We start from the raw sequence: 26590 nt of genomic DNA, 5'->3' as shown, positions 1-26590 counted from the left end.
CGACAGTGCGCCCATTTTTTTGCTCCCGCCATAAATGATCTAAATCATTTATAAAAATCAGGAGTTACGCCATCACGGCGGCATCCTCTTCCTCTTCACCGAGGAAGCCGCCACTTTGATGCGACCACAAGCGCGCATACAAGCCATTGGCCGCCAGCAGTTCGGCGTGCGACCCTTGCTCGACGATACGGCCCTGGTCCAGCACGATGAGCCTGTCCATGGCCGCAATGGTGGAGAGGCGGTGCGCAATGGCCACCACGGTCTTGCCTTCCATGAGCTTGTAGAGCGAAGTCTGGATGGCCGCTTCCACTTCCGAATCGAGCGCGCTGGTGGCCTCGTCCAGCAGCAGGATGGGGGCATCCTTCAACATCACGCGGGCAATGGCGATGCGCTGGCGCTGACCGCCAGAGAGCTTCACGCCGCGCTCGCCCACATGCGCGTCATAGCCGGTGCGGCCCTTGGCGTCGGCCAGCGTGCCGATGAAGTCATGCGCCTCGGCGCGTTCGGCGGCGTGGGTCATCTCGGCATCGCTGGCGTCGGGACGGCCATAGGTGATGTTCTCGCGCACCGAACGGTGCAGCAGCGAGGTGTCCTGGGTGACCATGCCGATCTGTGCACGCAGGCTGTCCTGCGTGACGTGGGCGATGTCCTGGCCATCGATGGTGATGCGGCCGCCCTCGATATCGTAGAAGCGCAACAGCAGATTGACGATGGTCGACTTGCCGGCGCCGGAGCGGCCTACCAGGCCGATCTTTTCACCGGGGCGGATCACCAGGTCCAGCTTGTCCACCACCGGGCGCGGCGCCGCGCCGCCGTAGCTGAAGCTCACGCCCTCGAAGCGCAGTTCACCCTGGCTCACCTTGAGCGGTTGGGCGTCCGGCGCATCCTTGACGTCATGCGCGCGCGCCAGGGTGTTGATGCCATCCTGCACCGTGCCCACGTGTTCGAACAGCGACGACATTTCCCACATCACCCAGTGCGCAATGCCGTTCAGGCGCAGCGCCATGGCGGTGCTGGCCGCCACGGCACCCACGCCCACCTTGCCCTGGGTCCACAGGTACAGCGACACCCCGGTGGCGCCGATGATGAGCACCATGTTCAACAGGTGATTGACCACCTCGAAGCCCGAGACCAGGCGCATCTGCTGGTTCACCGTCACCAGGAATTCACGCATGGCGCTGCGCGCATAGTCGGCCTCGCGGCCCGCGTGCGAGAACAGCTTGACGGTGGCGATGTTGGTATAGGCATCGGTGATGCGACCGGTCATCAGCGAGCGGGCGTCGGCCTGGTTGCGCGCCACCGCGGATAGGCGCGGCACGAAGTAGCGCAGCGCCACCGCGAAGGCCGCCAGCCAAATGAAGAAGGGCGCCAGCATCCAAATGTCGAAGCTGCCCACCACACCGATCAGGGTGGCGAAGTAGATGGTGATGAAGACCAGGATATCGCCCACGATCATGCAGAAGTCGCGCACCGCCAGGGCGGTCTGCATGACCTTGGTGGCGACCCGTCCGGCGAACTCGTTCTGGTAGAAGCTCATGCTCTGGCTCAACATGAGGCGATGGAAATTCCAGCGCAGCAGCATGGGGAAGTTGCCGGCCAGGGTCTGGTGCTTGTACATGGTCTGCAAGGCAATGAGCAGCGGGCTGGCCGCCAGGATCAGCACCAGCCAGGTCAAGGTATGACCTTCCTGCGACCACAGCTGTGACGGCGCGATCTTGGCCAGCCAGTCGACGATGCGCCCCAGGGCGGCAAAGAGCAGCGCCTCGAACACGCCGATGATGGCCGTCATCAAGGTCATGGCGGCGATGTAGGGACGTACTCCCTTGGTACAGAACCAGATGAAGCGCATGAAGCCGCGCGGCGGCGGCAGGGGGTGGTGTTCCGGATAGGGTTGGACCAGTTTTTCGAACCAGCTGAACATGCAACAAACTCCAAGATCGGGTGGCGGGCGACGGCGCTGCGGTGCGCTCGCAAAGGGCGGCAGCCACGGCAGCGGCACGGTCGGACGTCTTTACTCCGGGGTATCGGAAGAGCGCCCTGTCGGGGCGGATACACCGGTTCATGCGCGCTGGCGGATCGCTGCGGCAACAGGGCCGCTATCGTGGTTCCGGGGCAGGGTCGCGAGAAGATGGAAGCCGCATCATCTCACATGCAGCGCGCTTGCGTGTATCAGAGCCCGGGAAAACACTTGTCGGAAAATCGGAATGATGGCCCTGACGCGCTACCGCCATGATCGGCCATGATCGGCGATACTGCCGCATTGACATCGATTTCTGCCCACCGCTCATGACGCTTGCCCGGACTGCCGCCGCCTTCGCCCCGCTCGATACCCTTGCCGCCGACCTGTTGCCCCATGTGATGGACGACGCTGGTGATGGCTCGCATGACCTGTCGCACCTGTTGCGGGTCTGGAACAATGCCTGCCGCCTGCAGAAGGAAGAGGGCGGGGACGTGCGCATCCTGCTGGCTGCCGTGCTGTTGCACGACTGCGTGCGGGTGGAGAAGAACTCGCCCTTGCGCAGCCAGGCCTCGGCCTTGTCGGCGCAGCGTGCGCGGGAGATATTGCGCGACCTGCGCTGGGACGAGGCCGCCATCGAGGCGGTCGCTCATGCAGTGCAGGCGCACAGCTATTCGGCGCAGGTCACGCCGCAATCGGTGGAAGCGAAGATCGTCCAGGACGCCGACCGGCTCGATGCGATCGGCATGATCGGCGTGGCGCGCTGCTTCTATGTGGCCGGGCGGATGGGGTCGGCGCTGTACGAACCGCTCGATCCACAAGCGCAGGCGCGCCCGCTGGAGGATGGCCGCTATGCGCTGGATCACTTCCCGGCCAAGCTGCTGCGCCTGGCCGAGGGTTTCCAGACGGCTTGCGGCGCGCGCCTGGCGGGGGAGCGACAGGCCAGGATGCGCGATTTCCTCACGGGCTTCCTGGCCGAATTGTGAACGCAGCGCTCAGGCTGCCCGTGCGTCCATCGCCAGCGCGGGCGCGGCCTTGACGTTGATGGTGCGCAGCGTCGGCGACTGATCCGGCCGTTCCAGCTGGAACACGCCCACCGCCTGGTTCAGGTTCACCGCCTGCTCCTGCAGGGTGGCCACGGCGGCGCTGGCCTGTTCCACCAGTGCCGCATTGTGTTGCGTGACCTGGTCCATCAGGGCGATGGCCTTGTGGACTTCCTCGATGCCCAGGCTCTGCTCATGGCTGGCCGAGGAAATCTCGCCCATCACATCCGTGACCTGCTGTACGCTGGCCACGATCTGTTCCATGGTCTGGCCGGCCTGCTCGACCAGGTGCGTGCCGTTCTCGACATTCTGGACCGAGTCGTCGATGAGCTGCTTGACCTCCTTGGCGGCGGCCGCACTGCGTTGCGCCAGGTTGCGCACTTCGGTGGCCACGACCGCAAAGCCGCGTCCCTGCTCGCCGGCGCGGGCCGCTTCCACGGCGGCGTTCAGGGCCAGGATATTGGTCTGGAAGGCAATGCCGTCGATGACGCCGATGATGTCCACGATCTTGCGCGAGGACACATTGATGGCCGCCATCGTATCGACCACGTTGTCCACGATGGCGCCGCCCTGGCGCGCGATCTCGGAAGCGTTGTGGGCCAGCTGGTTGGCCTGGCGGGCGTGGTTGTCGTTCTGCTTGACGGTGGCGGTGAGCTGTTCCATGGCCGAGGCAGTCTCTTCCAGCGAAGCGGCCTGGTCTTCGGTGCGTGCGGCCAGGTCGCGGTTGCCGGCGGCGATCTGGCTGCTGATGGTGGCCACGCCGTCAGCGGCGTCGCGCACGCGGGTGACGGTGTGGCGCAGGTTGCCGCTCATTTCGGAGAGCGTGGCCATGATGCTGCGCGCCCGCGTCTTGCCGGCCAGCGGCAGCGCCGCTGCGTGATACAGCTCGCCCCGGTCGACCGCCAGCGCCAGCTCCTTGACCTCGTCAGGTTCGGCGCCCAGCGCGCCACGGATGGAGCGGGTGATCAGCATGGCCAGCACCGTGCCGGCCACCAGGGCGGCCGCCAGCAGCACCAGCATGAAGGCCTTGAACTCCCGCGCCACCGTGCGCGCCTTGGCCGATTCCGCCTGGCTCATGCTTTCTTCCATGTCGATGAAGTGATTGATGGCGGCCAGCCAATCGACGAAGGCGGGCTTGGCCTGGCTCAGCATGAGCTGGCGCGCGCCTTCGACATCGCCGCTGCTGCGCGCGGCGATGACCTTGGCCGCCAGCGGCATGGCGCGGGCTTCCACGGCCTTGATGCTGTCCAGGCTGGCGCGTTCTTCCGGGCGCACCTGCATGCCGGCAAACATCTCATCGAGCAGCTTGGCCGAACGCTGGTAGTCGGCGTCGAGCTTGCTGATGAGCGCGCTCACGTCCTTGAGCTCGGTATCGCCCACCAGGGTCAGGTCGCGCAGGGCGATAGCGCGGTCGTGCACGCTGCCGCGGAAGTTGATGGCGTAGCGCTGCTTGACGTTGTTGTCATCGCTGACGGTGGTCAGGCTGTCGTTGATGGCGTTGACCCTGGAAATGCTGACCACGGTCAGCACCAGCATCATCGCCAGCACCAGGGCAAAGCTCAGCGCCAGGCGCGTGGCGACCGAGAGCGAGGCGGGTTTGTCGGCGGCGGGTTTCATGGTGAGGCTCCCTGCTAAGGGCCGGTGGGCCGGCCTGTGTGGTTGATAGGGGGAAATTGATGTGCGGCAATATACCGCAGATGAGGCAGTATGATGGCTTTCCAAGCCAGCTCAGCCATTGAATGTTTTGATGGCGGCAATAGCCGTGCTGCCGCGCTGCCGGGCCGCCAGACTTAAGCCTGTCTTAAGTCTGGCGCGGCAAGCTGCATGCCAAGCTCATCCTCCACCATTGCGCCATGACCGATCCTCACGCCAAGTCCGCCACACCGCCTTCCCCCCATGCCCTCGATACGCCCAATCGCGCCAGCCGCGCCGAGATCTGGGCCCTGATCCGGCCCTTCTGGGTCTCGGAAGAAAAATGGAAGGCCTGGGCGCTGCTGCTGTCCATCATTGCCCTGAACCTGGGCATGGTCTACATCAACGTGCGCCTGAACTCCTGGAACCGCGACATGTACGACGTGCTGCAGTCACGCGACTATGCGCAGTTCAAGGCGCTGCTGTGGCAGTTCTCGTGGCTGGCGTTCATCTTCGTGGCCATTGCCATCTACAGCGTCTATCTCAAGCAGGCGCTGCAGATACGCTGGCGCTACTGGATGAGCCAGCGCTATCTGGACCGCTGGCTGGCGCACCGCGCTTACTACCGCATCGAGCAAGGCCAGCAGGGGCGGCTCTCGGACAACCCCGACCAGCGCATCGCCGAAGACCTGCAGGCGCTCACTTCCAGCACCCTGTCGCTGGTGCTGGGTTTCATCTCCAGCAGCGTGACCCTGTTTTCCTTCATCCATATCCTGTGGGCGGTGAGCGGACCGCTGACGTTTTCTGCACTGGGGCAGTCCTGGGTCATTCCGGGCTACATGGTCTGGTTCGTCATCGCCTATGCCGTCGTGGGGTCCGGCCTGGTGTGGTGGATCGGCCGTCCGCTGGTGGGCCTGAGCTTCCACCAGGAACGCTTCGAGGCCAACTTCCGCTTTGGCCTGATCAGGGTGCGCGAACATGCCGAAGCCGTGGCCCTGTATCGCGGCGAACCGCAGGAGCACGCCCAGTTGACCGCGCGCCTGGATGACATCCGCCGCAACTGGTGGGAGATCATGCGGCTGACCAAGATGCTCAACGTGGCCGTCAATTTCTATGGCCAGTTCGCGGTGATCTTCCCCATGCTGGTCTCGGCGCCGCGCTACTTCTCCGGCGCCATCTCGCTGGGGGTGCTCATGCAGATCAGCAATGCCTTCGGCCAGGTGCAGGATGCGCTGTCCTGGTTCATCAATGCCTTCACCACGCTGGCCAGCTGGAAGGCCAGCATCAACCGGCTGGCCGGCTTCAATGCCGATGTCGAGCGCGCCGCCGGCATGCCGCGCCACATCGATGTCGCGCCCCATGCCGGCAGCGCCGTGACCCTGCAGGGCCTGCAATTGTCCTTCCCCGATGGCGCGCCGATGATGCATGCGCTGGACGCGCGCGTGGAGTCCGGCGAACACGTGCTCATCAGCGGACCTTCCGGTTGCGGCAAGTCCACCCTGATGCGCGCCATGGCCGATATCTGGCCCTACGGCCAGGGCCGCATCCAGTTGCCGCAGGACGCCCCAGCCATGTTCCTGCCGCAGCGCAGCTACCTGCCCATCGGCACGTTGCGCGCCGCATTGTCCTACCCGGCGGCCGAGGGCAGCTTCGACGATGCCCTGATCACGCGCTATCTCGGCCTGTGCCGCCTGGCGCACCTGGCCGACCGGCTCGATGTGGCGGCCAACTGGAGCCACGCGCTGTCGCCGGGCGAACAGCAGCGCCTGGCCTTCGTGCGGGTCTTCCTCAACCGTCCGCGCCTGGTGTTCCTGGACGAGGCCAGCAGCGCCATGGACGGCCAGACCGAAGAAGTCCTGTATGCCGCCTTGCCGCGCGAATTGCCGGGCGTGACCGTGATCAGCATCGCGCACCGCGAAACGCTGGCGCGCTTCCATGACGTGCGCTGGCATTTCGTGGCGCCGGGCGAAGGCGAGGGCGGTGGTCACCGGGTCGAGATGGCGCCGGTGTGAGCTCGGCCGGGCGGGAACGGTTATACCGTTTTTGCATGGGTGGGCGTGGGGCTGCATGCCAGAATGGATTCATCGCGGACATGCCACCGCGCCCCGACTCTCACCATCAACACTGGAAAGCCCACCATGAACGAAGCCATCGTCTACCTCAACGGCGAACTCACGCCCCTCTCCGAAGCCCGTGTGCCGGTGCTGGATCGCGGTTTCATCTTCGGCGACGGCATCTACGAAGTCATTCCCATGTATGGCCGCAAGGCGTTCCGCGGCAAGCAGCACCTGGCGCGCCTGTTCCGCAGCCTCGCTGGCATCGGTATTCCGAATCCGCATGACGAAGCCGGCTGGATGGACTTGATCGACCAGGTGGTCCAGGCCAATGGATTGCAGGACCAGATGATCTACCTGCAGGTCACCCGCGGTGTGGCCAAGCGCGCCCACGCCTTCCCCAAGGAAGTGGTGCCGACGGTGCTGATCATGACCAACCCCATGGCCCTGCCATCGGCAGCGATGCTGGAAAAGGGCGTGGCCTGCGTGACGATGGAAGACCGCCGCTGGCTGAACTGCCAGATCAAGTCCACCTCACTGCTGGGCAATGTGCTGGCGGCGCAGTTCGCGGCCGAGAACGAGGTGACCGAGGCGATCCAGTTCCGCGACGGTTTCCTGTCGGAGGCGTCGGCCTCCAATGTGTGGGTCGTCAAGGATGGCAAGATCTCCGCTCCGCCCAAGGACAACCTGATCCTCGAAGGCATCCGTTACGGCCTGATGGAAGAGCTGTGCGCCGAGCAGGGCATCGCCCTGGAATCGCGCCGCATCACCCGCGAGGAAGTCCTGGCCGCCGACGAACTGATGATTTCCTCGGCCAGCAAGGAAGTGTTGCCCGTGGTCACGCTCGATGGCCAGCCAGTCGGCAGCGGCCGGCCTGGGCCGGTGTTTGCGCGGGTGTATGCGGCCTATCAGGCGGCCAAGGCGCGCCTGTAACTGTCGTGGCCGTTGGCTAGGCGGAGGCGTAGGAAGACTGCGCAGTGTGCACGTCTTCCCGCAGCAGGCTCATCTGCTGTTCCCGTGAGGACAGGGCTGCCATTTTCTTGCCCAGGCCGATCCTGGCCTCCGCTTGTCGTCGAGCTGAGGGCGTCATGTATCCAATCAAGGCTTCCAACGCCGCTGCTCCCTTGACGGCGTGGAAGACCTGCTGTGTATCGACGAAGGTCCAGCAATACTTCTTGCGGTCGAGCAGTTCGATCACATTGCTGAGCGTACCGCTGCTTCTTGCGTCCCAGATCATCAGGCCGGAATCGGCGGCCTCGGCCATGGCCAGATCCTTGGCGGTGAAGTAAGCGCGGGAGCCCGGCGCATGACGGCTGGCCACGGGCTGCACCGGCCAGTTACCGAGCTTGTTGCGCGGCGCGTTTCCGGTACAGAAGAGGGTCACACGCGGATACTTCAGGTCCTGGAGGAATTGCTGGATCAAGGTGTCGACTCCGTCGGCATCACCGACGACGATCTCGAAATCCTGGCGCACGATATTCATGATCCGCTCTTGCACCTTGGGCGCAAGTTGCCGGATGCTGATGGAGCCAGCAATAAAAACGGTTGTCATCGGCTTACCTCCAGGTCAGCGTGGCCACGTAGATTTCGTGGATTTTCTCATACGTGCGCAGTACATCGGTGGCGGCGTCGAGAGAGGCTCCGCTGTCGTACAAATCGTCGAGCAGCAAGATATTCCAGCCACCGGGGCCTGCGACGAGACGGTGCAGTTTCAGTAGCCCTGCCAGCGCAGCGTCCTTGTCCGCGCGCCGCGACAGATCCTTCAATGGGTACTTGCCCACTGACTTGCTGAGCAGCCGGCACACGGGTTTGCATGCGAGCGTCGCCAACGCGTGCGCCAGCGCCACCACAGGCTGTCTGGTCCGCAGGGTGGACGCCGGCATCGGAACGATCAGCCGGAAGTCCGGCAGCAAGGGCAGGATGTGCGATTGCACGGCCTGCGCCAGCGGCACGACATGGTGCTGCTGTGACCGGTACTTGAACTGGTAGAGCGCTTCGCCCACCTCGCTACGTCTGGTATTCCATTGCAGGTGGCCAAACGCATCATGCCCACGCGGCGTGCTCAACAGGGAATGCTTGTCGAGGGCGTAGCCACGGTCGAATCGGCCCTTTAGCGCTTTGACATTGACCCGCATAGCCCACCGCTTGTTGTTGTGCAAGCAAGCATTCTTGGGTCGTGACGCGAGTGTCATCAATCGCTGAGCGTTGGTTTTTGCTCCCCTTTTTCGTCCGCCGTGCTACAGCGGCTGGCGCGACCCTGACGTTTTCTGCACGTCAGCCCGCCCGCATGGCGTAGAATGCAGGCATTCCCCACCCCTACCACCCGCTTGAAGCCTGCCGGTTCATCCCCATCTGGGAGCATTGAAACCAGGAGCGCCCGGGCGGACAACGCCAAGGCGGTTTGCCATGACTATGCCCACTATCTCCCCTGAAGAATCCCTGATCGAGTATCCCAGCGACTTTCCCATCAAGGTGGTCGGGATCACGCACGACGCCTTTGCCGAAACCATCGTCGCCATGGTCGTCGAGCACGACCCTGAGTTCCATGCCGGCAAGGTCGAGATGCGTCCGTCCACGCAGGGCAAGTACCTGTCGCTCACGCTGACCGTGCGAGCCACCAGCCGCACCCAGCTCGACAACATCTATCGCGCCCTGTCCAACCACGAGATGGTCAAGTTCGTGCTCTGATCCGCCGCTTCGGCAGATGAAAAAAACCGGCGTCGCCCTGCCAGGCGCGCCGGTTTTTTCATGGGCGGCCAGGCCGCTCTTGCGCCCTTCAGCCAGGCCAGGCCGCACTGGCGTGGAACAGCCGCATCTCTTCGAAGATCCATTCCTTGAACGCCGCCACGCCCGGTTTTTCCAGCGCTTCGGGCAGGTGCACGAAGTAGTGGGCGTCCTCGCTGGGAACGACCACGTCGAACAGCCGCACCAGTTCGCCCGTGCTGATCTCCTGCGAGGCAATCACATGGCGCGCCAGCGCCACGCCCTTGCCCTCGGCGGCCTGGCGCAGCGTCAGCGAAGAGTCTTCCACCAGCAGGCCGCCGGTGGGTTCGGGCAGTTCCAGCCCGGCCTCGGCCAGCCACGGCTGCCATGATTCGCGCGAGTCCACCCGCAGCAAGCTACAGTGCGCCAGGTCTGCCGGACGCGCCAGCTTCTTGCTGCGCTTGCCGCGATAGCCCGGCGCGGCCACCGGATAGTAGTAGTCATCGCTGAGCTTCTCGCTGACCAGTCCGCTGTAGTTGCCGCGACCAAAGCGCAGCCCGACGTCGATGCCATCCAGGCGCAGGTCGTTGAGATGCGCGGCCGATTGCAGCACCACCTCCAGCTCCGGATGCGCATCGATGAAGCGCCACAGGCGCGGGGCCAGCCAGCGCGAGGCGAACGAGGGCGTGGTCGAGATCACCAGCCGCTGCTGACGGTTCTGGCTGCGCAGATGCTCGGCGGCCAGCGCGATTTCCGAGAGCGACTTGCGGATCGTGGCGGCAAAGCGCTGCCCGGTCTCGGTGATGCTGATGCGCTTGCCATGGCGCAGGAACAGCTGCAGGCCCAGGTCTTCTTCCAACGCCCGCACCTGGTGGCTGATCGCCCCCGGCGTGACGTGGACTTCCTCGGCCGCGCGCGAGAAGCACTCGTAGCGCGCAGCAGCATCGAAGGCGCGCAGCGCGGCCAGGTTGGGCAGTTTGCGGAGGTCGGCCATGGTTTGTCCTTGTGAATTTCATTCGCAATGACGCGCAATATATATCGTTTTGTTGCGGCTGGGCAGCTTCCTACAATGGAAGCACATTCAACCACATCCCCGGCATCGCCCCTCCAGGCCGACTTCCTGACAGGCAGGACGGCAGGGGAGCGGCTTGTCCGGCGCAACAGGAGGATTTGCAGTCATGTCAATTCCGTTCGCAACCGAAACCACGACGATCCGGCTCGCCGCCGGCCAGACCCATGCACTGGTTCTGCATGGCGCCGCGTGCATCCGCGTCCACCAAGGGCTGGTCTGGCTGACGGTGGAGCAGGGCGGGGCCGATGTGTGGCTCAGCGCCGGGCGCAGCTTCGATATCCAGGGACGCGGCCTGGCCGTGCTGGAAGCGGCGCACGGGGCGGCCGAGTTCGACCTGCAGATGCAGCCCGGCTGGGGCCGCCGCCTGCTGCGCTGGCTGCGCGGGCCGGGCCGTCCGCCCGTGGCCTCATCGACCTCGTCGGCCACGCCGCCGAGCTGTGGCGAGACGGTGCGTGTCTCCAGGCTCCTGCCGCATGGCCTGATCCGCTGGTTCTGAAACAGGCGGCAGGGAATTTCGCTACACTGGCGGGCATGCAAACCGCACTACCACCCGCCAGCGCCACGCCTGCTGGCGCCCGCCGGCCCGAGATCGTCCGGCGCGGCGTCGAGCCCTACGAGGCCAGCTTCGCCGCCATGCGCGCCTATACCGATGCGCGCACCGCCGACACCCCCGACCAGCTCTGGATCGTCGAGCATCCGCCCGTCTATACGCTGGGCCTGGGCGCTGACCGCGCCCATGTGTTGAATCCGCACGACATCCCCATTGTCCAGACCGACCGTGGCGGCGAGGTCACCTACCACGGCCCCGGCCAGGTGGTGATCTACCTGTTGATGGACCTGCGCCGCAACCGCAGCGGGGCGCGCCTGTTCGCCCGCGAATTCGTGCACAACATCGAAGAGGCGGTCATCGCCACGCTGGCGGCGTATAATCTGGCCGGTGTACGCAAGGAAGGGGCGCCCGGCATCTATGCCGCCGATGGCCCCTGGCAGGGCGCCAAGGTGGCCGCGCTGGGCTTGAAGATACGGGGCAATGGCTGCACCTACCATGGTGTCTCGCTCAATGTGGCGATGGACCTGGCGCCGTTTTCCTGGATCAACCCCTGCGGCTACGAAGGCCTGGCCACCGTGGACATGCAGACCCTCGGGGCTGCCAATGCCCGGCTGGCCGATGTCCAGGACTTGCTTGCCGACCAACTGATCGCCCGCTTCGCGGGCATGGCTTGAGCCTCACGCGCCGCGTGCGCCCGGGGCCGGAACGACCGACATGACGACCGAACTCACTCCCGCAGCAGATTCTTCCTCCAATGCCACCGGCTCGGCGCGCGCCAATCCGCTGGACAAGCAGAAGGGCGCCGGCAAGACCGCCTGGATCCCGATCAAGGTGGTGGCCGCCGAAAAGCTGAAGAAGCCGGACTGGATTCGCGTCAAGGCCGGCTCGCCCACCACCCGCTTCTACGAGATCAAGGACATCCTGCGCGCCAACAACCTGGTGACGGTCTGTGAGGAAGCTTCCTGCCCCAACATCGGCGAATGCTTCGGCAAGGGCACCGCGACCTTCATGATCATGGGTGACAAGTGCACCCGCCGTTGCCCCTTCTGCGACGTCGGCCACGGCCGCCCCGATCCGCTGGACCCCAACGAACCGGAAAACCTGGCCAAGACCATCGCCCAGCTGCGCCTGTCCTACGTGGTCATCACCAGCGTGGACCGCGACGACCTGCGCGACGGCGGTGCGGCGCACTTCGCAGCCTGCATCCAGCGTGTACGTGAATTGTCGCCCGAGACCCGCATCGAGATCCTGACCCCGGACTTCCGCGGCCGCATGGACCGCGCCCTGGAGATCCTCAAGATGGCCCCGCCGGACGTGATGAACCACAACCTCGAAACCGCACCGCGCCTTTACAAGGAAGCGCGTCCGGGTTCGGACTACGAATATTCGCTGAGCCTGTTGAAGCGCTTCAAGGACCTGCATCCCGACGTGCCGACCAAGTCCGGCATCATGGTGGGCCTGGGCGAGACCGACGAGGAAGTGCTGCAGGTCATGCGCGACATGCGCGCCCACAACGTCGATATGCTGACCATTGGCCAGTACCTCATGCCCAGCGGCGATCACCTGCCGGTGCGTCGCTATGTGCACCCCGACACCTTCAAGATGTACGAGGAAGAAGCCTACAAGATGGGCTTCGTGCATGCCGCCGTGGGCGCGATGGTGCGCTCGAGCTACCATGCGGATCAGCAGGCGCACGGGTTGGTCTGACCATTTTCGTAGAGGGCCATGTCACCGGCCGACAAGCACGTCGCAGTCGATGCTGCAAAGTCAGCGCTCGATGCGGCGCGACCTCTACCTCCCTATACGCAAGCATCTCTGCGCGAGAAATTGGTATTGGATTGGACTTTCCATTCCAATGCTCTCGCGGACAACACGCTGACCCTGCGCGAAACCAAGGTGGTGCTGGAAGGCATCACCGTCGGCGGCAAGTCGCTGCGAGAGCACTTCGAGGCCATCAATCATCGCGACGCCATCCTGTTGGTGGAACAGATCGTCGCGGGCAACGAGCCCTTGAGCGAAGCGCACATCAAGGATATCCACAGTTTGGTCCTCAAGGGTATCGACGCGGACGAGGCGGGCCGCTATCGCCGCGAAAACGTGGTGATCGCTGGCGCCAGTACCACCCCGCCGGATTTCCTGCATCTCAACGATGAAATGCGCGCATTGCTGGCGTGGTATCAGCAGGCCGGCGGTCTGCATGCGGTCGAACGTGCAGCGCAATTGCATACGCGCTTCGTGAAGATCCATCCCTTTGTCGATGGCAACGGCCGCACCGGTCGTCTGCTGTTGAATCTCGAACTGATGAAATCCGGCTATCCGCCGGCCGTCATCCGCAAGGAAGATCGTCTGGCGTATTACGACGCCCTCGACGAGGCCTGCGTCAGCGGTGACCATGCGGCCATCATCGCGCTGGTGGCCGAGAGTGTGCAGCGTTCGCTGCGCTTGTATCTGGATCTGCTACCCGCGCCCGGATGAGCGGCATCAGCTCAATCGCCTGATCAACCCCAACACCCGCTCAAACGTCTTTCCATACGGCGGATGCAAGAGCGTCCCGCCGTTGAAGCGCGCCTGCCGGAACACCGGCTTGCGCTTGCTGAAGGTATCGAAGCCCCAGCGGCCATGATAGGCGCCCATGCCGCTTTCGCCGACGCCGCCAAAGGGCTGCTCTTCCTGCACCAGATGCCACAGGCAGTCATTGATGGTCACGCCGCCCGCATGGGTCTGGCGCAGCATCTGCTCGCGCCGCGCCGCATCCTCGCCGAACCAGTACAAGGCCAGCGGGCGCGGTCCCTGGCGCACCTGGGCGATGGCGTCCTCCGCTTGATCGTATTCGAGGATGGGCAGCACCGGCCCGAAGATCTCTTCCTGCATCACCCGCATCGATGGCGTCGCGCCCAGGATCAGCGTGGGCGCGAGCTTGCGGCTGTGGCCCAGCTCTTCCCCGGCCGGGTTGACTTCGATCACCTGCGCACCGCCGCCACGCGCTTCCTCCACCAGCGCCTGCAGGCGCGCACGATGGCGCGGGCTGATGATGGCGGTGTAGTCCGGGTTGTCGTGCAGGCGCGGATAGAGCCGGCCCATGGCCTGCGCCAGTTCCTGCGCCACGCCGGCGGCCTGGCCGCGTGGGACCAGCAGGTAGTCAGGGGCCACGCAGGTCTGGCCGGCGTTGAGCAGCTTGCCGAAGGCAATGCGTTGCAGGCTGCTGTGCAGACGGCAGGAGCGATCGAGGATGGCCGGCGACTTGCCGCCCAGTTCCAGGGTCACCGGCGTCAGGTTGGCCGCCGCCAGTTGCGCGATCTGGCGACCGACCTGGGTCGAGCCGGTGAAGAACAGGTGATCGAAGGGCAGGGCCGCAAAGGCCTGGCCGATGGCGGCGTCTCCCGTGACCACGGCCATCTCCTCGGGGGCGTAGTAGCGCGCTACCAGCTCGGCCAGCAAGGCCGAGAGCCGGGGTGTCAGTTCCGAGGGTTTGAGCAGCACCCTGTTGCCCGCTGCCAGCGCGGCCAGCGCCGGTCCCAGGGCCAGTTGCAGCGGATAGTTCCACGGTGAGATGACGCCCACCACGCCCAGCGGCTGCGCCAGCAGGCGGTTGCTGCCGGGCAGGAAGTGCAGGGCGGTAGCCACCCGCTGTGGACGCATCCAGCGCTTGAGGTGCGATTGCGCGTGACGCAGGCCGGCGCGCAGCACGAACAGCTCGGCCATGCGGGTTTCATGCGGCGAGCGGCCGCCAAAGTCGGCATCGATGGCGGCGATGAGGGCGGTTTCATGCTCTTCCATCAAGGCTTGCAGGCGCGCCAGCCGGTCCATGCGCAGCGCATGGGAGGGATCGCTGTCGGCAGCAAAGGCCTGCCGTTGCGCTGTGAAGAGCTGCTGCAATCGTGCAGCGGTGGTGTCGGTCATTGATGCATCCTTGCAGTGTTTGCTGGCGCGGCGTCAGGCCGCCCGGGCTTGTTCGTGGCTGGCGCGGATCATGTCGGCCGCCTTCTCGGCAATCATGATGGTCGGGGCGTTGGTGTTGCCGCTGACCAGCGTGGGCATGACCGAGGCGTCCACCACGCGCAGGCCTTGCAGGCCATGCACGCGCAATTGCGCATCGACCACGGCCATCGCGTCCTCGCCCATGCGGCAGGTCCCGGCGGGGTGGTAGATGGTGTCGGCGCGGTGGCGGATCATGCTTTCCCATTGTGCGTCATCCATGTCGTCGCGCCCGCCGAAGAGCTCGCGCCGGCAGTAGTGGCGCAGCGGTTCGGTCATGACGATCTGGCGGGCCATGCGCGCGCCATCGATCATCGTCGCCAGGTCGCGCGGGTCGGAGAGATAGCCCGGATCGATCAGCGGATCGGCCATCGGGTCGGCCGACTGCAACCCCACGCGCCCGCGCGAATGCGGACGCAGCATGCACATGTGCAGGGAGAAGCCATAACCGGCATGCAGCTTTCTTGCATGGTCATCCACGATGGCGATGCAGAAATGCAGCTGGATGTCGGGCCGGTCCAGTTCCGGCCGGGTCTTGAGGAAGGCCGCACCCTCGGCGAAGGGCGTGGCGATCAGGCCTTCGCCGTGCCGCTTCCAGGGCAGCAGCTGGCCCAGCAGGCGCAGGCCGCCGACCACGCCCAGGCCGAAATTGTCGGTGTCGCGGGTGGTCCAGCCCTGGGTGAAGTCGAGGTGGTCCTGCAGGTTCTGGCCCACGCCGGGCAGCGGGTGATGCAGGGCGATGCCGTGCGGGAGGATGTCGTCGGACCGGCCCACGCCCGACAGTTGCAGCAATTGCGGCGAACCGAAGGCGCCGGCGGCGATGATCACTTCGCGGGCCGCGCGTACCTGGGCATCCCCCTGCTGTTGCCGGTAGGCCACGCCGATTGCCCGCTTGCCCTCGAACAGCAGGCGCTGCGCGCGCACCTGGCGCAGCACGCTCAGGTTGGGACGCTGTCCCATCACCGGATGCAGGTAGGCCGCCGCCGCCGAGCAGCGCTCGCCGCGATGGGCGGGCGTGTGGAATTGCGTGACCTGGTACAGGCCCACGCCTTCGTTGTCGCCCGTGTTGAAGTCCTGGCACAGCCGATGCCCGCGCGCCTGGCCGGCCTCGATGAAGGCGCGGGTGATCGGGCGGGGCCGGTTCTGCTCCGACACCTGCAAGGGGCCGCTGGCGCCATGCCAGGCATCGGCCCCGCGCACATTGTTTTCGGCGCGTTTGAAGTAGGGCAGTACGGATTCCCAGTCCCAGCCGGGGCAGCCGGCCTGCGCCCAGCCGTCGTAGTCCTGGCGCTGGCCACGCACATAGAGCATGGCGTTGATGGCCGAGGAGCCGCCCAGGGCGCGTCCGCGCGGCTGGTAGCCACGGCGGCCGTTCAGGCCGGGCTGGGGCGTGGTCTGCAAGGCCCAGTTGTTGAGCTTGCCATAGCCGGGCAGCATGGCCACCACGGCAGCCGGCGTGCGCACCAGCAGGCTGTCGCCCTGGCCGCCCGCTTCCAGGAGGCAGACCGAGATGCGCGGATCTTCCGACAGGCGCGCGGCCAGCGTGGCGCCCGCCGAGCCGCCACCGACGATGACGTAATCGAACAGCACGGTTGTCTCCCTTTTTTATCGTTGTCCGGCGATCAAGGGTGGCGCTGCCTGCAGAGGTCGGCGCCGCGCCGGTGTATCCCGGATTGAGGGGCATTATGACCCGGCAGGCGCGGCCTGTTCAAATTCCCTGCATGAATTGCACAATTGCCTTCACCGCCGGGGGGGGCGCGCTGAAATAAACGCGGCCGCAAGGTAAGATACGCGGTTCTGAGCATTCGATTCGAAAGCAGGTTGTCATGTCCTCACCGATCGCACCGGCCATTATCGCGCCGGAAGAAAAACTGGTCTTCGTCAGTTCGTGCAAGTTGCCCATGCCCTGGGCGACCTTCGAGCTGCACGCCTTCTATGATGAAGTTTCCGGCAAGGAACATCTGGCCCTGAGCCTGGGCGAGGTCGGTGACGGCCAGCCCGTGCTGGGTCGCGTCCATTCCGAATGCCTGACCGGCGACGCCCTGTTCTCCCAGCGCTGCGACTGCGGCGCCCAGCTGGAAGCGGCCTTGAAGAAGATCGCCAAGGAAGGCCGCGGCGTGCTCTTCTACCTGCGCCAGGAAGGCCGCGGCATTGGCCTGTTGAACAAGATCCGCGCCTATCACCTGCAAGACCAGGGCGCCGATACGGTGGAGGCCAATGAACGCCTGGGCTTCCCCGCCGACATGCGGCGCTACACCATCGTGCTGCCCATGCTGGCGCACCTGAAGATCACCAGCCTGCGCCTGATGACCAACAACCCGCGCAAGGTCAAGGCGCTGGAAGACAGCGGCATCACCGTGGCCGAGCGCATTGCCCTCATTGCCAACCACAATCCCTTCAACATCGGCTACCTCGGCACCAAGGCGCGCAAGCTGGGCCACCTGCTGCCCGGCATGGGCAAGGTCGAGGAAGCGCCCGAGAAGACGCCGCTGGACGCCCACGACAACGAGTGAGGGCGCGCCCTTCCTACACCTTGGTACAGGCGGACGGACTTCGGTCCGTCTTTTTTTTTGCCCGTCGCGGTCTGCCTCCTTGACGCATCGGTTAGCATGGCGGCTGGATCGTTTATTCTCATCCCGTCTTTACAACATGAACCCATCCGTACCCGCCGGTGATGCACCCATCCCCGTTTCCCTGCTGACCGGTTTCCTGGGCAGTGGCAAGACCACGCTGCTCAATCACCTGATCACTCAGCCCGAGATGAAGGACACCCTGGTCATCATCAACGAGTTCGGCGAGATCGGACTGGATCACCTGCTGGTGGCGCACAGCCAGGAAGAGACCATCGTCGAGATGAGCAGCGGTTGCCTGTGCTGCACCATCCGTGGCGATCTCAAGAAGACCCTCAAGGACATCACCTGGCGTTTCGCCGAGGGCGGGCGGCGCAAGTTCAATCGCGTGGTCATCGAGACCACCGGCCTGGCCTCGCCTGCGCCCATCCTGCACACGCTGATGACCGATGCCTTCATCGCCGAGCGCTATCGGCTCGATGGCGTCATCGTCACGGTCGATGCGGTCAATGGCATGTCCACCCTGGATCACCACGAGGAAGCCGTCCAGCAGGCCGCCGTGGCCGACCGTCTGCTGCTGACCAAGACCGACCTGGTCGACGCCGCCACCCTGGCGGCGCTGCAGGCGCGTCTGCGCACGCTCAATCCGGGCGCGCGCCAGCTGCAGCCGCAGGTGGGCCAGATCGCCGCGGCCGAACTGCTGGATGCGGGCCTGTTCAAGCCGGGCGAGAAGATGCCGGACGTGGCCCGCTGGCTCAATGAGGAAGCCTTTGCCGAGCAGGCCCGTCACGGGCATGGGCATCACGGTCACCATCACGGTCACGATCACCACCACGGTCATGACCACGGTCATGACCACCATGGACATGACCATGAACACGACGTCAATCGCCACGATGACCACATCCGCGCCTTCTGCTTCACCTTCGACGAGCCCATCGATCCGGTGCTCTTCGATGAATGGCTGAGCCTGCTGGTGGGCTTCAAGGGACCGAACATCCTGCGCATCAAGGGCATCCTCAATCTCAAGGGCGAGGCGCTGCCCACCGTCATCCACGGCGTGCAGCACATCTTCCATCCCACCGCGACGCTGCCGCAATGGCCCTCGGAGGACCGTCGCAGCCGCATCGTCTTCATCACCCGCGACGTCGAGCGCGCCACCATCGAGCGCTCCTTCGACGCCTTCATGCAGGCCCAGGCCATCGAGCGGGAGGCACGCGAGAAGAAGGCCGCGCCGTCGTATTGAACGGGGATCGTGCAAGCATTCCCGTGCGGCAACATCAGGACGGGCCTGGAAAATATTCCTGGCCTGTTGCGTAAAAATAAATCCGGCGTGACCGATAACGAGGGATAGACCGGATATGATCGGCCTCTCATTGGGATAGAACGATTCGTTTATGCAGCGTGTGATCAACAAGCTGGGGGCAACGTTGTCGGCATCACTCACGCTGATGCTGGGCCTTTGCGCGACCGCGACCGTGTTCGTGGCCACCAGCCATCTGGAAGAGGACGCCGTCAGCCTGGACTTCGAGCGCCGCGCCGGCCTGCGCGCCTTTACCATCCAGCGCGGACTGGAAGAGGCGGTCCAGGTGCAATCGGTGGTGAACCACTTCTACGCCACTGTGGGCGATCCCACCCGCGACCAGTTCGAGAACTTCACGCGGCCCTTGCTGGAGCGTTATCCCTACGTACGCGCCTTCAGCGTGCAACGCTTCGTCTCGGATGAGGATCGTCCCGTCTTCGAGGCCTTGCGCCAGGGCGCCCGGCCGGGCTTCCAGATCACCGCGCTGGCCGAGGGCAAGGTCGAACCGGTCCCGGCGCCCCAGCAGCCGTCCTACCTGGTGGTCGATTTCATCGAACCGGTGCCGGGCAACGAGGCCGCGCTGGGGCTGGATGTCTCCCGCAACGCCGAGATCATGGGCGCGCTTGGCGCCGCGCTGGCCAGCGGTCGTCCGGCCTCCACGCCGCCACTGCGGCTGGCCCAGTTCGGTCCGGATGAGCGCGGCCTCCTGGTGATCCAGCCGGTCTATCGCGGCGGCGTGCAACCGACCGACCAGCTGGCGCGGCGCGCCCTGCTGGTGGGCGACACCTCGGCGGTGCTGGAATTGAACGGGCTGGTGCGCAAGATCCTCGACAGCGCTGGTCTCATGGCCGACCACGACATCGGCCTGCGCATCTACGTCGGCGCCCAGGCCGAGGGCCGCAACCTGGTCTACCGCCATGACAGCGCCCCGCAGGAGGCGCACTGGCTGGACCATCTGCTCAAGCCCGGCACCCTGTTCCGCCATCCCTCCACCACCGTGAGCAGCTTCGACATCGCCGGCCAGACCTGGCACCTGGAGATCAGCGTGCCGCCGCGCTCGCTCTTCGCCGACCATTACGGCTCGCTGCTGATCCTGCTGGTGGGCGTGATCGCCTCGCTGCTGGGAGCGGCCTACATGCGGGCGCTGTCGATGCGCTCGCACCGCATCCAGCAACTGGTGGAAGAGCGCACCGCCGAGCTGCGCACCACCAATGCCCTGCTGTCGGACGACATCAAGGCGCGTCGCCTGGCCGAACGCGCGCTGCGCCTGCGCCACCAGGCCATCGAGGCCAGCGCCAACGCCATCCTGATCCTGTCGGCCCAGGAGCCCGACTACACCATCGAATACGTCAACCCGGCCTTCGCCCGCATCACCGGCTACAGCAGCACCGAGGCGGTGGGCAAGAGCATCCGTTTCCTGGAAGGGCGCGACAGTGATCCGGAGGGCTTTGAGACCGTCTGGATCGCCATGCGCGAGCAGCGCGAGCACAACGTGGTGCTGCGCAACTACCACAAGGATGGGTCGGAACTGTGGAACGACTTCTACATCGCACCGGTGCGCGACGAGAGCGGCGAGGTCACGCATTTCGTGGCGGCGCTCTACGACATCACCTCGATGAAGCGCTACGAAGCCGAGCTGGAATTCCAGGCCAGCCGCGATACCCTCACCGGGCTGATCAACCGTCATATGCTGCGCCACCATTTGGAGCAGGCCATCGGCGTGGCCGAGCGCCAGAAGCAGGCGCTCTGGGTGGTGTTCGTGGACCTGGACCGCTTCAAGTTCGTCAATGACACCCTGGGCCACAAGGCCGGCGATACTTTGCTGCGCACCGTGGCAGGCCGCCTGCGTGCAGCGGTGCGCGAAGCGGATACGGTGGCGCGCCTGGGCGGTGACGAATTCATCATGATCCTGCCCGAACAGGATGAGCTGACCCTGGACACCCGCAGCCTGCAGCGCATCATGGATGCGGTGGCCGCGCCGGTGACGCTGGGCGGCCATACGCTGTTCATGACCTGCAGCGTCGGCGTGGCCTGCTATCCCAACGACGGCACCGATGGCGAGACGCTCATCAAGCACGCCGACATCGCCATGTATCGCGGCAAGCAGACCGGCCGCAACAACTTCCAGTTCTATACCCCGGCCATGAATGAGCAGGCGCTGGAACGCCTGCGCATCGAAGGCGACCTGCGCAATGCGCTGGACCATGGCGAATTCCTGCTGCATTACCAGCCCAAGGTGGACCTGGCCAGCGGCCGCGTCATCGGCAGCGAAGCGCTGATCCGCTGGCAGCATCCGCAACTGGGCATGGTCTCGCCGGCGCGCTTCATCGGTCTGGCCGAAGAGACCGGGCTGATCCTGCCCATCGGCGCCTGGGTGCTGCGCGCAGCCTGCACCCAGTGCCGCCAGTGGCAGTTGGGCGGTTACGCTGACATCAGCGTATCGGTCAACCTCTCGGTGGGCCAGTTCCTGCAGAAGGACCTGGTCTCGTCCATCGCCGATGTGCTGGAAGACACCGGCCTGCCGCCCGAGTCGCTGGAACTGGAGCTCACCGAGAGCCTGATGATGACCGACGTCGAACACGCCATCGGCATCCTGGCCGGCCTCAAGAAGCTGGGCGTACGCCTGTCCATCGACGACTTCGGCACCGGCTATTCCTCGCTGGCCTACCTCAAGCGCTTCCCCATCGATGTGCTCAAGATCGACCGCTCCTTCGTGCGCGATATCACCATCGATGCCGATGATGCGGCCATCACCGCCTCCATCATTTCGCTGGCGCGCCACCTCAAGCTGCGCGTCATCGCCGAAGGCGTGGAAACCGACGAGCAGCTGGACTACCTGCGCCACTACGGTTGCGATGAAATCCAGGGCTACCTGTTCAGCCCACCCGTGCCTGCCGACAAGTTCGAGCAGATCCTGCGGCAGGACCGGGTGATGACCTGAACCGGGTTGCGCAGGAAGCAATGAGGCCGCACGGCATTGCCGTGGCGGCCTTTTTTCATGGGCCTGCGGGTCGGCTCAGCGATGCGCGATCCAGGCCAGGATCAGCGCAATGGTGGGCAGTGACAGCGTGGTCGAGACCAGGATAGCGCGCGACATGGCAGTGACTTCGCGTTGATACAGCTCGGCCAGCATGAACGGGCCGGTGCCGATGGGCATGGCCGAGAGCAGCACCGCAGCGTCCGCCCACAGGCGCGGCAGCGGCAGCAGCCAATAGGCCAGCACCGCTGTGATGGCCGGCTGCAGCAGCAGCTTGAACGCCACTAACAGGCTCACCGAGGCGCCCTGGCGATCCTGCACCGGCTGCGCCAGGAACAGTCCCAGCGAGACCAGCGCGCAGGGACCGGCGGCCCCACCCAGTATCTTGAACAATTGCTGCACGCCGCTGGGAACCGGCAGGCCGAACACGGCCACGATGATGCCGGCCACCGGCGCGATCATGATGGGATTGCGCAGCAGCGAACGGCCCACCTTGGCCACCGTGTGCGCCAGTCCGGCCTGGGCGTGCAGGCAGGTCTCCAGCAGCACGATGGCCACCGCGAAGAGCAGGCAGGCCGTCATCACCATGGCGATCACCGAGGGCGGCAGGCCATCATGACCGAAGGCCAGATAGCACAGCGGGATGCCGATGAAGCCCACATTGGCGTAGGCGCTGCCCAGGCTGTCGATGATGATGTCGGCGGCCGCGGCCCGTTCGCGCCAACGCAGCCAGGCCGTCAGCAGGAACACCAGCGCCGTGCTCAGGGCGAACACGGCGATGAAGCGCAGGTTGGCGAAATCGGCCGCGCTCAGGCGTGACATCGAATCGAACAGCAGCGCCGGCAGCGCCAGCCAGATGACGAAACGGTTCAGCTCCGTGGCCGCGCCGCCAGAGAGGATGTTGCGCTTGCGGCAGGCCCATCCCAGGAAGATCAGCGAAAAGACCGGAAAGACGATGTTGAAGATGGCGAGCATGGCGGTGCGCAGCCGTGCTGCGTCCTGGTGGGCGGTGGGGCGGAAGGACCGCGGGGCGAGGCTCAGGCCTGCCTTCTCTTGTCGGCGTAGTGCGCGCTGGTGAGCACGCGCGCCAGATGTGCGGCGGCGCTTTCGGCATGCTGGCGCGCCAGCTTGTCGGCCAGCGCCGGCCTGCCTTCCAGCATGGCCTGCAGGATGGCCTCGTGTTCCTCCCAGACCGCCAGGTGCGAGCGCACCTCCGAGGAGAGAATCGCCCCCATGGCGCGCCGGATGTGCTGCCAGTGCAGCGCCGTGGTCTGGCCGATCATGGGGTTGCCGCAGCTGCGGTAGATGAACTGGTGGAAATCCATGTCGGCCAGGATGCGTGCCGACAGGTCGCGCATATCGGCCAGTGCGCGGCCCGCCTCGATCAGCGCCCGGCCTGCGCGTTCGCCCGCTGCGCGCAAGGCGGCATCGCTCTTCCATTGCTCGGCAGTGCTGCGCGCGGCCAGGCCATCGAGCACCGCACGCACCTGGTAGAGCTGCATCAGGCGCTGCGGATCGAGCGCCGTCACCATCACGCCCTTGCGCCCGGCATCTTCGATGAAGCCCTCGCGCTTGAGGATCTGGAAGGCCTGCAGGATAGGCTGGCGCGACACCCCCAGCTGTTCGGCCAGACCCTCCTGGGTGATCTTTTCATTGGGGGCCAGGGCGCCGGTGCAGATCGCATCCAGGATGGCGTGGTAGACCTGCTCGATGAGCTGGGCCGGGGCGTCGATCTTGTACATGGGCGGGTATCATGGTTTCTGTGTTCTGTATGCAGATTATGGAGGCGCTCCGGCTTTGTCAAGGCGCAAGGCCGGTGCTGGCCGGCAGCGTAGAATGGCGGCCTTGATCGATGCCGTCCAAGGGAACCATGCCTGCCCGTCCGCTCCAACTTGCCTCTTCCGAACTGCTGGCCGCCTGGCGCGCCGACGCTGCGCAACATCAGCGCGTGCTGGCGCTGCCTCCGGACTGCCTGCGCGAGCAGCAGGCGGCCACGGTGCTGGACCTGCACTTCGCCCTGGGACAGAACTTCTTCGCTACCTGGCGCGCCTTTGACGAACTGCGCGGGCAGGGCGGCGCACAGCGCCTGCATTACGTGGCGATCCTGCCGCATCCGCCAGCCCCGCACGAGCTGATCGACGATTTAAGTTATGCACAGGCCTTGCGCGCCGCCTGGCCCTTGCCCTTGCCGGGCACGCACCGCCTGCTGCTCGATGAGGGCCGCATCACGCTGACCCTGGTGTGGGGCGCGCTGGAAGAAGAACTGGCGCGGCTGGAAGCGCCGGTGGACCTGTTCTATCTGCATGCCCACGCCCAGGCCTTCGACCCCGATGCGCCCGCCTGGCAGGCCCCGGCCTGCAAGCGCCTGGCGCGCCTGGCCTGGACCGGGGCGCAGGCCGTAGTGCTGGGTGGCGCCGGGCGTGATGACCTGCAGGCAGCGTTGCGCCAGGTCGGGTTTGCCGGTCAGTCCCGCGAGGGCGCGTTGCACCTGCGCTATGCCCCCGGCTGGGCGCGTCCGCCTTCGCACGTGGCCACACGGGAGACGCCCTTGTTGCGTTATCCACAGGCCAATCGCCACGCCATCGTGATCGGCGCCGGCCTGGCCGGCACCGCTGCTGCCGAGCGCCTGAGTGCGCGGGGCTGGCGTATCGACCTGATCGACGCCGGCCCAGAACCGGCCACGCGCGCCTCAGGCAACCACGCCGGGCTGTTCATGCCCGCGCTGGCGCGGGACGACAGCCCGCTGGCGCGCCTGACGCGAGCGGCCTTCCTGTTTGCGGCGCAGCGCTGGCAGGCGCTGGGCGGGGTGGGGATGGAAGAGGGCGCGGCCATTCTTGGGGAATGCTGCGGCATCCTGCAGTTCGGCCGCGACGCCAAGCAGGCCCAGTCCTTTGAACAGGGCGCGCGCGAGTGGGATTATCCGGCCCGCTATGCGCGCTGGATGTCGGCGCAGGAGACGGCGGATGCGCTGGGCATGCCCACCATGGGCGGCGGCTATTTCTTCCCCGAGGCGGGCTGGCTCAATCCGCCCTCGGTGTGCCGGCGCATGCTGGCCGTCGCCAGGCAAAGCAATCTTGTCCACAGCCATTTCGGCTGCACCGTCCATCGGCTGCAACGGGAAGGGGGGCAATGGCAGGCGCTGGACCAGGCCGGCGAGTCCATCGCCCAGGCTCCCGTGGTGATCCTGGCGGCAGGCGCGCAGGCCAGCGCCTTGCCGATAGCAGCAGCGCTGCCCCTGAACGCCGTGCGCGGCCAGGTCACGCATCTGCCGGCAGAAGGCTTTCCGCGCCTGCCCTTCGCCTTGTGCGGCGATGGCTATCTGACCCGCGCCCATGGCGGCCTGGTCTGCATGGGCGCGACCTATGACCGTTTCCAGGACCCCGCCTTGCGCGTGGACAGCCATGCCGAGAACCTGGGACGCCTGCAGCACATGCTGCCGCAGATCGCCACCCACACGCACTTGCCGCCAGCCAGCGCGCCCAGCCTGCAAGGCCGTGTCGGCCAGCGCTGCATCGCCCCGGACCGCTTGCCGCTGGTGGGCGCGCTGCCTGGCCAAGCGGGCCTGTATGGCCTGCTGGGCTATGCCTCGCGCGGCCTGATCTGGGCGCCGCTGATGGCCGAATTGCTGGCCGCCATGCTGGAGCGCGAACCGCTGCCCTTGCCGCGCGACCTGGTCGCCGCGCTCGATCCTGCGCGCTTCGGGACCACGGCGGCGTCAGACCTCGAGCTACCCGCCGAGCTGGAATGAAGGCGGGCAGCGCAGGCCGTCCCGCTCAGCGCTTGCGCGCCGGCCGCACATAACGTTGCTCCACCACCCGGCTGCCCCATTGCTCGCCGGGCGATTCCTCGGCCAAGGCAAAGCCGGCCTCCAGGTACAGGTGGCGCGCCGCATCCAGCCCCTGGAAGGTCCACAGATAGCAGTCGAAATGATGGGCATCGACCAAGGCCATGGCCTGCTCCAGCAGCCGTCGTCCCACGCCCCGGCCGCGCAGGCTGTCATCGACGATGAACCAGCGCAGGTGGGCCAGGCCGCTGGCCACATCGCCATCGATGACGATCGAGGCCAGTGTGCGGCCGTGCTCCTGATGGGTCCAGATGGCCTTGCCCGGCGCAGGCAGGGATTGGACGAAGGCGCCCAGTTCGCTGGCCACCTTGTGTTCGAAGTAGACGCCGAACCCGGCCGCTTCGGCATAGTAGCGGGCGTGCAAACTGGCAATGTCGCCGATGCAGCCGGGCTGGTAGCCCTGCGCCAAGGGCGCCTCGGCCGAGCCCCTGGCGCTGCCTGCCACGGCATTGGGATTGTCGCGCGACAGCGCCTCCGAATACAGCGCCAGTGCGCGCACCAGGCCCTGCTGGTCTTCCGGCATGATCCGCCGCAAGGCGGCGGAGACCTGGTCGGTGGCGAACTTGTCGATCTTCTTGCGCAGCACCTGGCCGGCCTCGGTGAGCGTCAGGCTGAAGGCGCGGCCATCGCCAGGCGCCGGGCTGCGCCTTACCAGCCCCAGCGCTTCCAGCTTGGCGAGCTGGCGGCTGGTGTTGGACTTGTCCAGATACAGGACCTCGCCCAGCTCCCGCGCCTGCAGGCCAGGCCTGAGCCCGATCTCGATGATGGCGTGCACCGCCGAGGGCGCCAGGTCGCTGCCGGCCAGGGTGCTGCGCATGAAACCCAGCTCGCGCACCAGCTTGCGCGAGAGCTCCCGCAACTGGCGGATGGTCTGTTCACGCGGTGGGGTTTGCAGTCCGTCGAAGTCCAT

22 protein-coding genes are annotated in these 26590 nt (G+C 65.8%); 12 read left to right on the top strand and 10 right to left on the bottom strand.

What is annotated here, in order from left to right; genetic code table 11:
• Positions 1-64: 64 nt before the first annotated feature.
• Positions 65-1921 (bottom strand): ABC transporter ATP-binding protein, encoded by a 1857-nt coding sequence (locus tag ACP92_RS23875; RefSeq protein WP_013236692.1) that lies wholly within the window; start codon positions 1919-1921, stop codon positions 65-67.
• Between the two features lie 365 nt (positions 1922-2286).
• Between ACP92_RS23875 and ACP92_RS23870 the strand changes: the two genes are divergently transcribed.
• Positions 2287-2943 carry an HD domain-containing protein gene (locus ACP92_RS23870; RefSeq protein WP_013236691.1) on the top strand — a complete coding sequence of 219 codons (657 nt, stop codon included), beginning with the start codon at positions 2287-2289 and terminating at the stop codon, positions 2941-2943.
• 9 nt (positions 2944-2952) lie between these two features.
• Here ACP92_RS23870 and ACP92_RS23865 read toward each other — a convergent pair whose 3' ends face one another.
• Positions 2953-4617: a methyl-accepting chemotaxis protein gene (locus tag ACP92_RS23865; RefSeq protein ID WP_013236690.1), complete on the bottom strand. Its 1665-nt coding sequence runs from the start codon at positions 4615-4617 to the stop codon at positions 2953-2955.
• A gap of 236 nt (positions 4618-4853) precedes the next feature.
• Between ACP92_RS23865 and ACP92_RS23860 the strand changes: the two genes are divergently transcribed.
• Both ACP92_RS23860 and ACP92_RS23855 read left to right on the top strand, forming a co-directional pair.
• The gene (locus ACP92_RS23860; protein ID WP_013236689.1) at positions 4854-6644 is read left to right on the top strand and encodes an ABC transporter ATP-binding protein/permease; all 1791 of its coding nucleotides are present in this window, start codon (positions 4854-4856) and stop codon (positions 6642-6644) included.
• 126 nt (positions 6645-6770) lie between these two features.
• Positions 6771-7619: a D-amino acid aminotransferase gene (locus ACP92_RS23855; protein ID WP_013236688.1), complete on the top strand. Its 849-nt coding sequence runs from the start codon at positions 6771-6773 to the stop codon at positions 7617-7619.
• 16 nt (positions 7620-7635) lie between these two features.
• Here ACP92_RS23855 and ACP92_RS23850 read toward each other — a convergent pair whose 3' ends face one another.
• Both ACP92_RS23850 and ACP92_RS23845 read right to left on the bottom strand, forming a co-directional pair.
• The gene (locus ACP92_RS23850) at positions 7636-8169 is read right to left on the bottom strand and encodes a hypothetical protein (RefSeq protein WP_232284887.1); all 534 of its coding nucleotides are present in this window, start codon (positions 8167-8169) and stop codon (positions 7636-7638) included.
• A 73-nt stretch (positions 8170-8242) separates the two neighbouring features.
• Positions 8243-8845: a ComF family protein gene (locus ACP92_RS23845; protein ID WP_232284886.1), complete on the bottom strand. Its 603-nt coding sequence runs from the start codon at positions 8843-8845 to the stop codon at positions 8243-8245.
• Positions 8846-9092: 247 nt separating this feature from the next.
• Here ACP92_RS23845 and ACP92_RS23840 point away from each other — a divergent pair, with 247 nt between their 5' ends.
• A complete protein-coding gene (locus ACP92_RS23840; RefSeq protein WP_013236685.1) occupies positions 9093-9374 on the top strand; it encodes an HP0495 family protein in 282 nt (93 codons plus the stop codon).
• 88 nt (positions 9375-9462) lie between these two features.
• On the opposite strand, the gene gcvA is transcribed toward ACP92_RS23840, so the two are convergent.
• The gene (gene gcvA, locus ACP92_RS23835) at positions 9463-10383 is read right to left on the bottom strand and encodes a transcriptional regulator GcvA (RefSeq protein ID WP_013236684.1); all 921 of its coding nucleotides are present in this window, start codon (positions 10381-10383) and stop codon (positions 9463-9465) included.
• A 184-nt stretch (positions 10384-10567) separates the two neighbouring features.
• Between gcvA and ACP92_RS23830 the strand changes: the two genes are divergently transcribed.
• From ACP92_RS23830 to ACP92_RS23815, 4 genes are read left to right on the top strand one after another with little or no spacing between them, the layout of a single operon-like run.
• Positions 10568-10957 carry a DUF2917 domain-containing protein gene (locus ACP92_RS23830; protein ID WP_013236683.1) on the top strand — a complete coding sequence of 130 codons (390 nt, stop codon included), beginning with the start codon at positions 10568-10570 and terminating at the stop codon, positions 10955-10957.
• 35 nt (positions 10958-10992) lie between these two features.
• Complete coding sequence (gene lipB / locus ACP92_RS23825) at positions 10993-11685, top strand: lipoyl(octanoyl) transferase LipB (protein ID WP_013236682.1); 693 nt, start codon at positions 10993-10995, stop codon at positions 11683-11685.
• A gap of 40 nt (positions 11686-11725) precedes the next feature.
• Positions 11726-12718, top strand: a complete 993-nt coding sequence (gene lipA, locus ACP92_RS23820; RefSeq protein ID WP_013236681.1) for a lipoyl synthase — start codon at positions 11726-11728, stop codon at positions 12716-12718.
• An 18-nt stretch (positions 12719-12736) separates the two neighbouring features.
• Positions 12737-13486, top strand: a complete 750-nt coding sequence (locus ACP92_RS23815; protein WP_013236680.1) for a Fic family protein — start codon at positions 12737-12739, stop codon at positions 13484-13486.
• A gap of 6 nt (positions 13487-13492) precedes the next feature.
• On the opposite strand, the gene ACP92_RS23810 is transcribed toward ACP92_RS23815, so the two are convergent.
• Both ACP92_RS23810 and ACP92_RS23805 read right to left on the bottom strand, forming a co-directional pair.
• Positions 13493-14911, bottom strand: coding sequence for a coniferyl aldehyde dehydrogenase (locus ACP92_RS23810; RefSeq protein WP_013236679.1), 1419 nt, complete (start codon positions 14909-14911; stop codon positions 13493-13495).
• 33 nt (positions 14912-14944) lie between these two features.
• Positions 14945-16576, bottom strand: coding sequence for a GMC family oxidoreductase (locus tag ACP92_RS23805; RefSeq protein ID WP_013236678.1), 1632 nt, complete (start codon positions 16574-16576; stop codon positions 14945-14947).
• Between the two features lie 236 nt (positions 16577-16812).
• Between ACP92_RS23805 and ribA the strand changes: the two genes are divergently transcribed.
• From ribA to ACP92_RS23790, 3 genes are all read left to right on the top strand, one after another.
• A complete protein-coding gene (gene ribA, locus ACP92_RS23800; RefSeq protein ID WP_013236677.1) occupies positions 16813-17499 on the top strand; it encodes a GTP cyclohydrolase II in 687 nt (228 codons plus the stop codon).
• Between the two features lie 136 nt (positions 17500-17635).
• The gene (locus ACP92_RS23795) at positions 17636-18802 is read left to right on the top strand and encodes a CobW family GTP-binding protein (RefSeq protein ID WP_013236676.1); all 1167 of its coding nucleotides are present in this window, start codon (positions 17636-17638) and stop codon (positions 18800-18802) included.
• 151 nt (positions 18803-18953) lie between these two features.
• The gene (locus ACP92_RS23790; protein WP_013236675.1) at positions 18954-21800 is read left to right on the top strand and encodes a bifunctional diguanylate cyclase/phosphodiesterase; all 2847 of its coding nucleotides are present in this window, start codon (positions 18954-18956) and stop codon (positions 21798-21800) included.
• 75 nt (positions 21801-21875) lie between these two features.
• Here the strand turns inward: ACP92_RS23790 and ACP92_RS23785 are convergent, their stop codons facing one another.
• Together ACP92_RS23785 and ACP92_RS23780 are read right to left on the bottom strand one after the other, a co-directional pair.
• Positions 21876-22811, bottom strand: a complete 936-nt coding sequence (locus ACP92_RS23785; protein WP_013236674.1) for an AEC family transporter — start codon at positions 22809-22811, stop codon at positions 21876-21878.
• Between the two features lie 62 nt (positions 22812-22873).
• Entirely contained in the window at positions 22874-23578 is a 705-nt protein-coding gene (locus ACP92_RS23780; RefSeq protein ID WP_013236673.1) for a GntR family transcriptional regulator, read from the bottom strand.
• 128 nt (positions 23579-23706) lie between these two features.
• On the opposite strand from ACP92_RS23780, the gene mnmC1 reads away from it, so the two are divergent.
• Positions 23707-25584 carry an FAD-dependent 5-carboxymethylaminomethyl-2-thiouridine(34) oxidoreductase MnmC1 gene (gene mnmC1 / locus ACP92_RS23775; protein WP_013236672.1) on the top strand — a complete coding sequence of 626 codons (1878 nt, stop codon included), beginning with the start codon at positions 23707-23709 and terminating at the stop codon, positions 25582-25584.
• Between the two features lie 25 nt (positions 25585-25609).
• Here mnmC1 and ACP92_RS23770 read toward each other — a convergent pair whose 3' ends face one another.
• Positions 25610-26590, bottom strand: coding sequence for a bifunctional helix-turn-helix transcriptional regulator/GNAT family N-acetyltransferase (locus ACP92_RS23770; RefSeq protein WP_013236671.1), 981 nt, complete (start codon positions 26588-26590; stop codon positions 25610-25612).

Origin of the sequence: Herbaspirillum seropedicae, from assembly GCF_001040945.1 — a bacterium.
In the GTDB taxonomy this organism is placed as follows: domain Bacteria; phylum Pseudomonadota; class Gammaproteobacteria; order Burkholderiales; family Burkholderiaceae_D; genus Herbaspirillum; species Herbaspirillum seropedicae.
This window is presented reverse-complemented; position numbering and strand designations above follow the sequence as displayed.

Coding starts and splice junctions, on each gene's coding strand:
- ACP92_RS23875 (WP_013236692.1), bottom strand. CDS start 1,921: ATGTTCAGCTGGTTCGAAAAACTGGTCCAACCCTATCCGGAACACCAC.
- ACP92_RS23870 (WP_013236691.1), top strand. CDS start 2,287: ATGACGCTTGCCCGGACTGCCGCCGCCTTCGCCCCGCTCGATACCCTT.
- ACP92_RS23865 (WP_013236690.1), bottom strand. CDS start 4,617: ATGAAACCCGCCGCCGACAAACCCGCCTCGCTCTCGGTCGCCACGCGC.
- ACP92_RS23860 (WP_013236689.1), top strand. CDS start 4,854: ATGACCGATCCTCACGCCAAGTCCGCCACACCGCCTTCCCCCCATGCC.
- ACP92_RS23855 (WP_013236688.1), top strand. CDS start 6,771: ATGAACGAAGCCATCGTCTACCTCAACGGCGAACTCACGCCCCTCTCC.
- ACP92_RS23850 (WP_232284887.1), bottom strand. CDS start 8,169: ATGAATATCGTGCGCCAGGATTTCGAGATCGTCGTCGGTGATGCCGAC.
- ACP92_RS23840 (WP_013236685.1), top strand. CDS start 9,093: ATGACTATGCCCACTATCTCCCCTGAAGAATCCCTGATCGAGTATCCC.
- gcvA (WP_013236684.1), bottom strand. CDS start 10,383: ATGGCCGACCTCCGCAAACTGCCCAACCTGGCCGCGCTGCGCGCCTTC.
- ACP92_RS23830 (WP_013236683.1), top strand. CDS start 10,568: ATGTCAATTCCGTTCGCAACCGAAACCACGACGATCCGGCTCGCCGCC.
- lipB (WP_013236682.1), top strand. CDS start 10,993: ATGCAAACCGCACTACCACCCGCCAGCGCCACGCCTGCTGGCGCCCGC.
- lipA (WP_013236681.1), top strand. CDS start 11,726: ATGACGACCGAACTCACTCCCGCAGCAGATTCTTCCTCCAATGCCACC.
- ACP92_RS23815 (WP_013236680.1), top strand. CDS start 12,737: ATGTCACCGGCCGACAAGCACGTCGCAGTCGATGCTGCAAAGTCAGCG.
- ACP92_RS23810 (WP_013236679.1), bottom strand. CDS start 14,911: ATGACCGACACCACCGCTGCACGATTGCAGCAGCTCTTCACAGCGCAA.
- ribA (WP_013236677.1), top strand. CDS start 16,813: ATGTCCTCACCGATCGCACCGGCCATTATCGCGCCGGAAGAAAAACTG.
- ACP92_RS23795 (WP_013236676.1), top strand. CDS start 17,636: ATGAACCCATCCGTACCCGCCGGTGATGCACCCATCCCCGTTTCCCTG.
- ACP92_RS23790 (WP_013236675.1), top strand. CDS start 18,954: ATGCAGCGTGTGATCAACAAGCTGGGGGCAACGTTGTCGGCATCACTC.
- ACP92_RS23785 (WP_013236674.1), bottom strand. CDS start 22,811: ATGCTCGCCATCTTCAACATCGTCTTTCCGGTCTTTTCGCTGATCTTC.
- ACP92_RS23780 (WP_013236673.1), bottom strand. CDS start 23,578: ATGTACAAGATCGACGCCCCGGCCCAGCTCATCGAGCAGGTCTACCAC.
- mnmC1 (WP_013236672.1), top strand. CDS start 23,707: ATGCCTGCCCGTCCGCTCCAACTTGCCTCTTCCGAACTGCTGGCCGCC.
- ACP92_RS23770 (WP_013236671.1), bottom strand. CDS start 26,590: ATGGACTTCGACGGACTGCAAACCCCACCGCGTGAACAGACCATCCGC.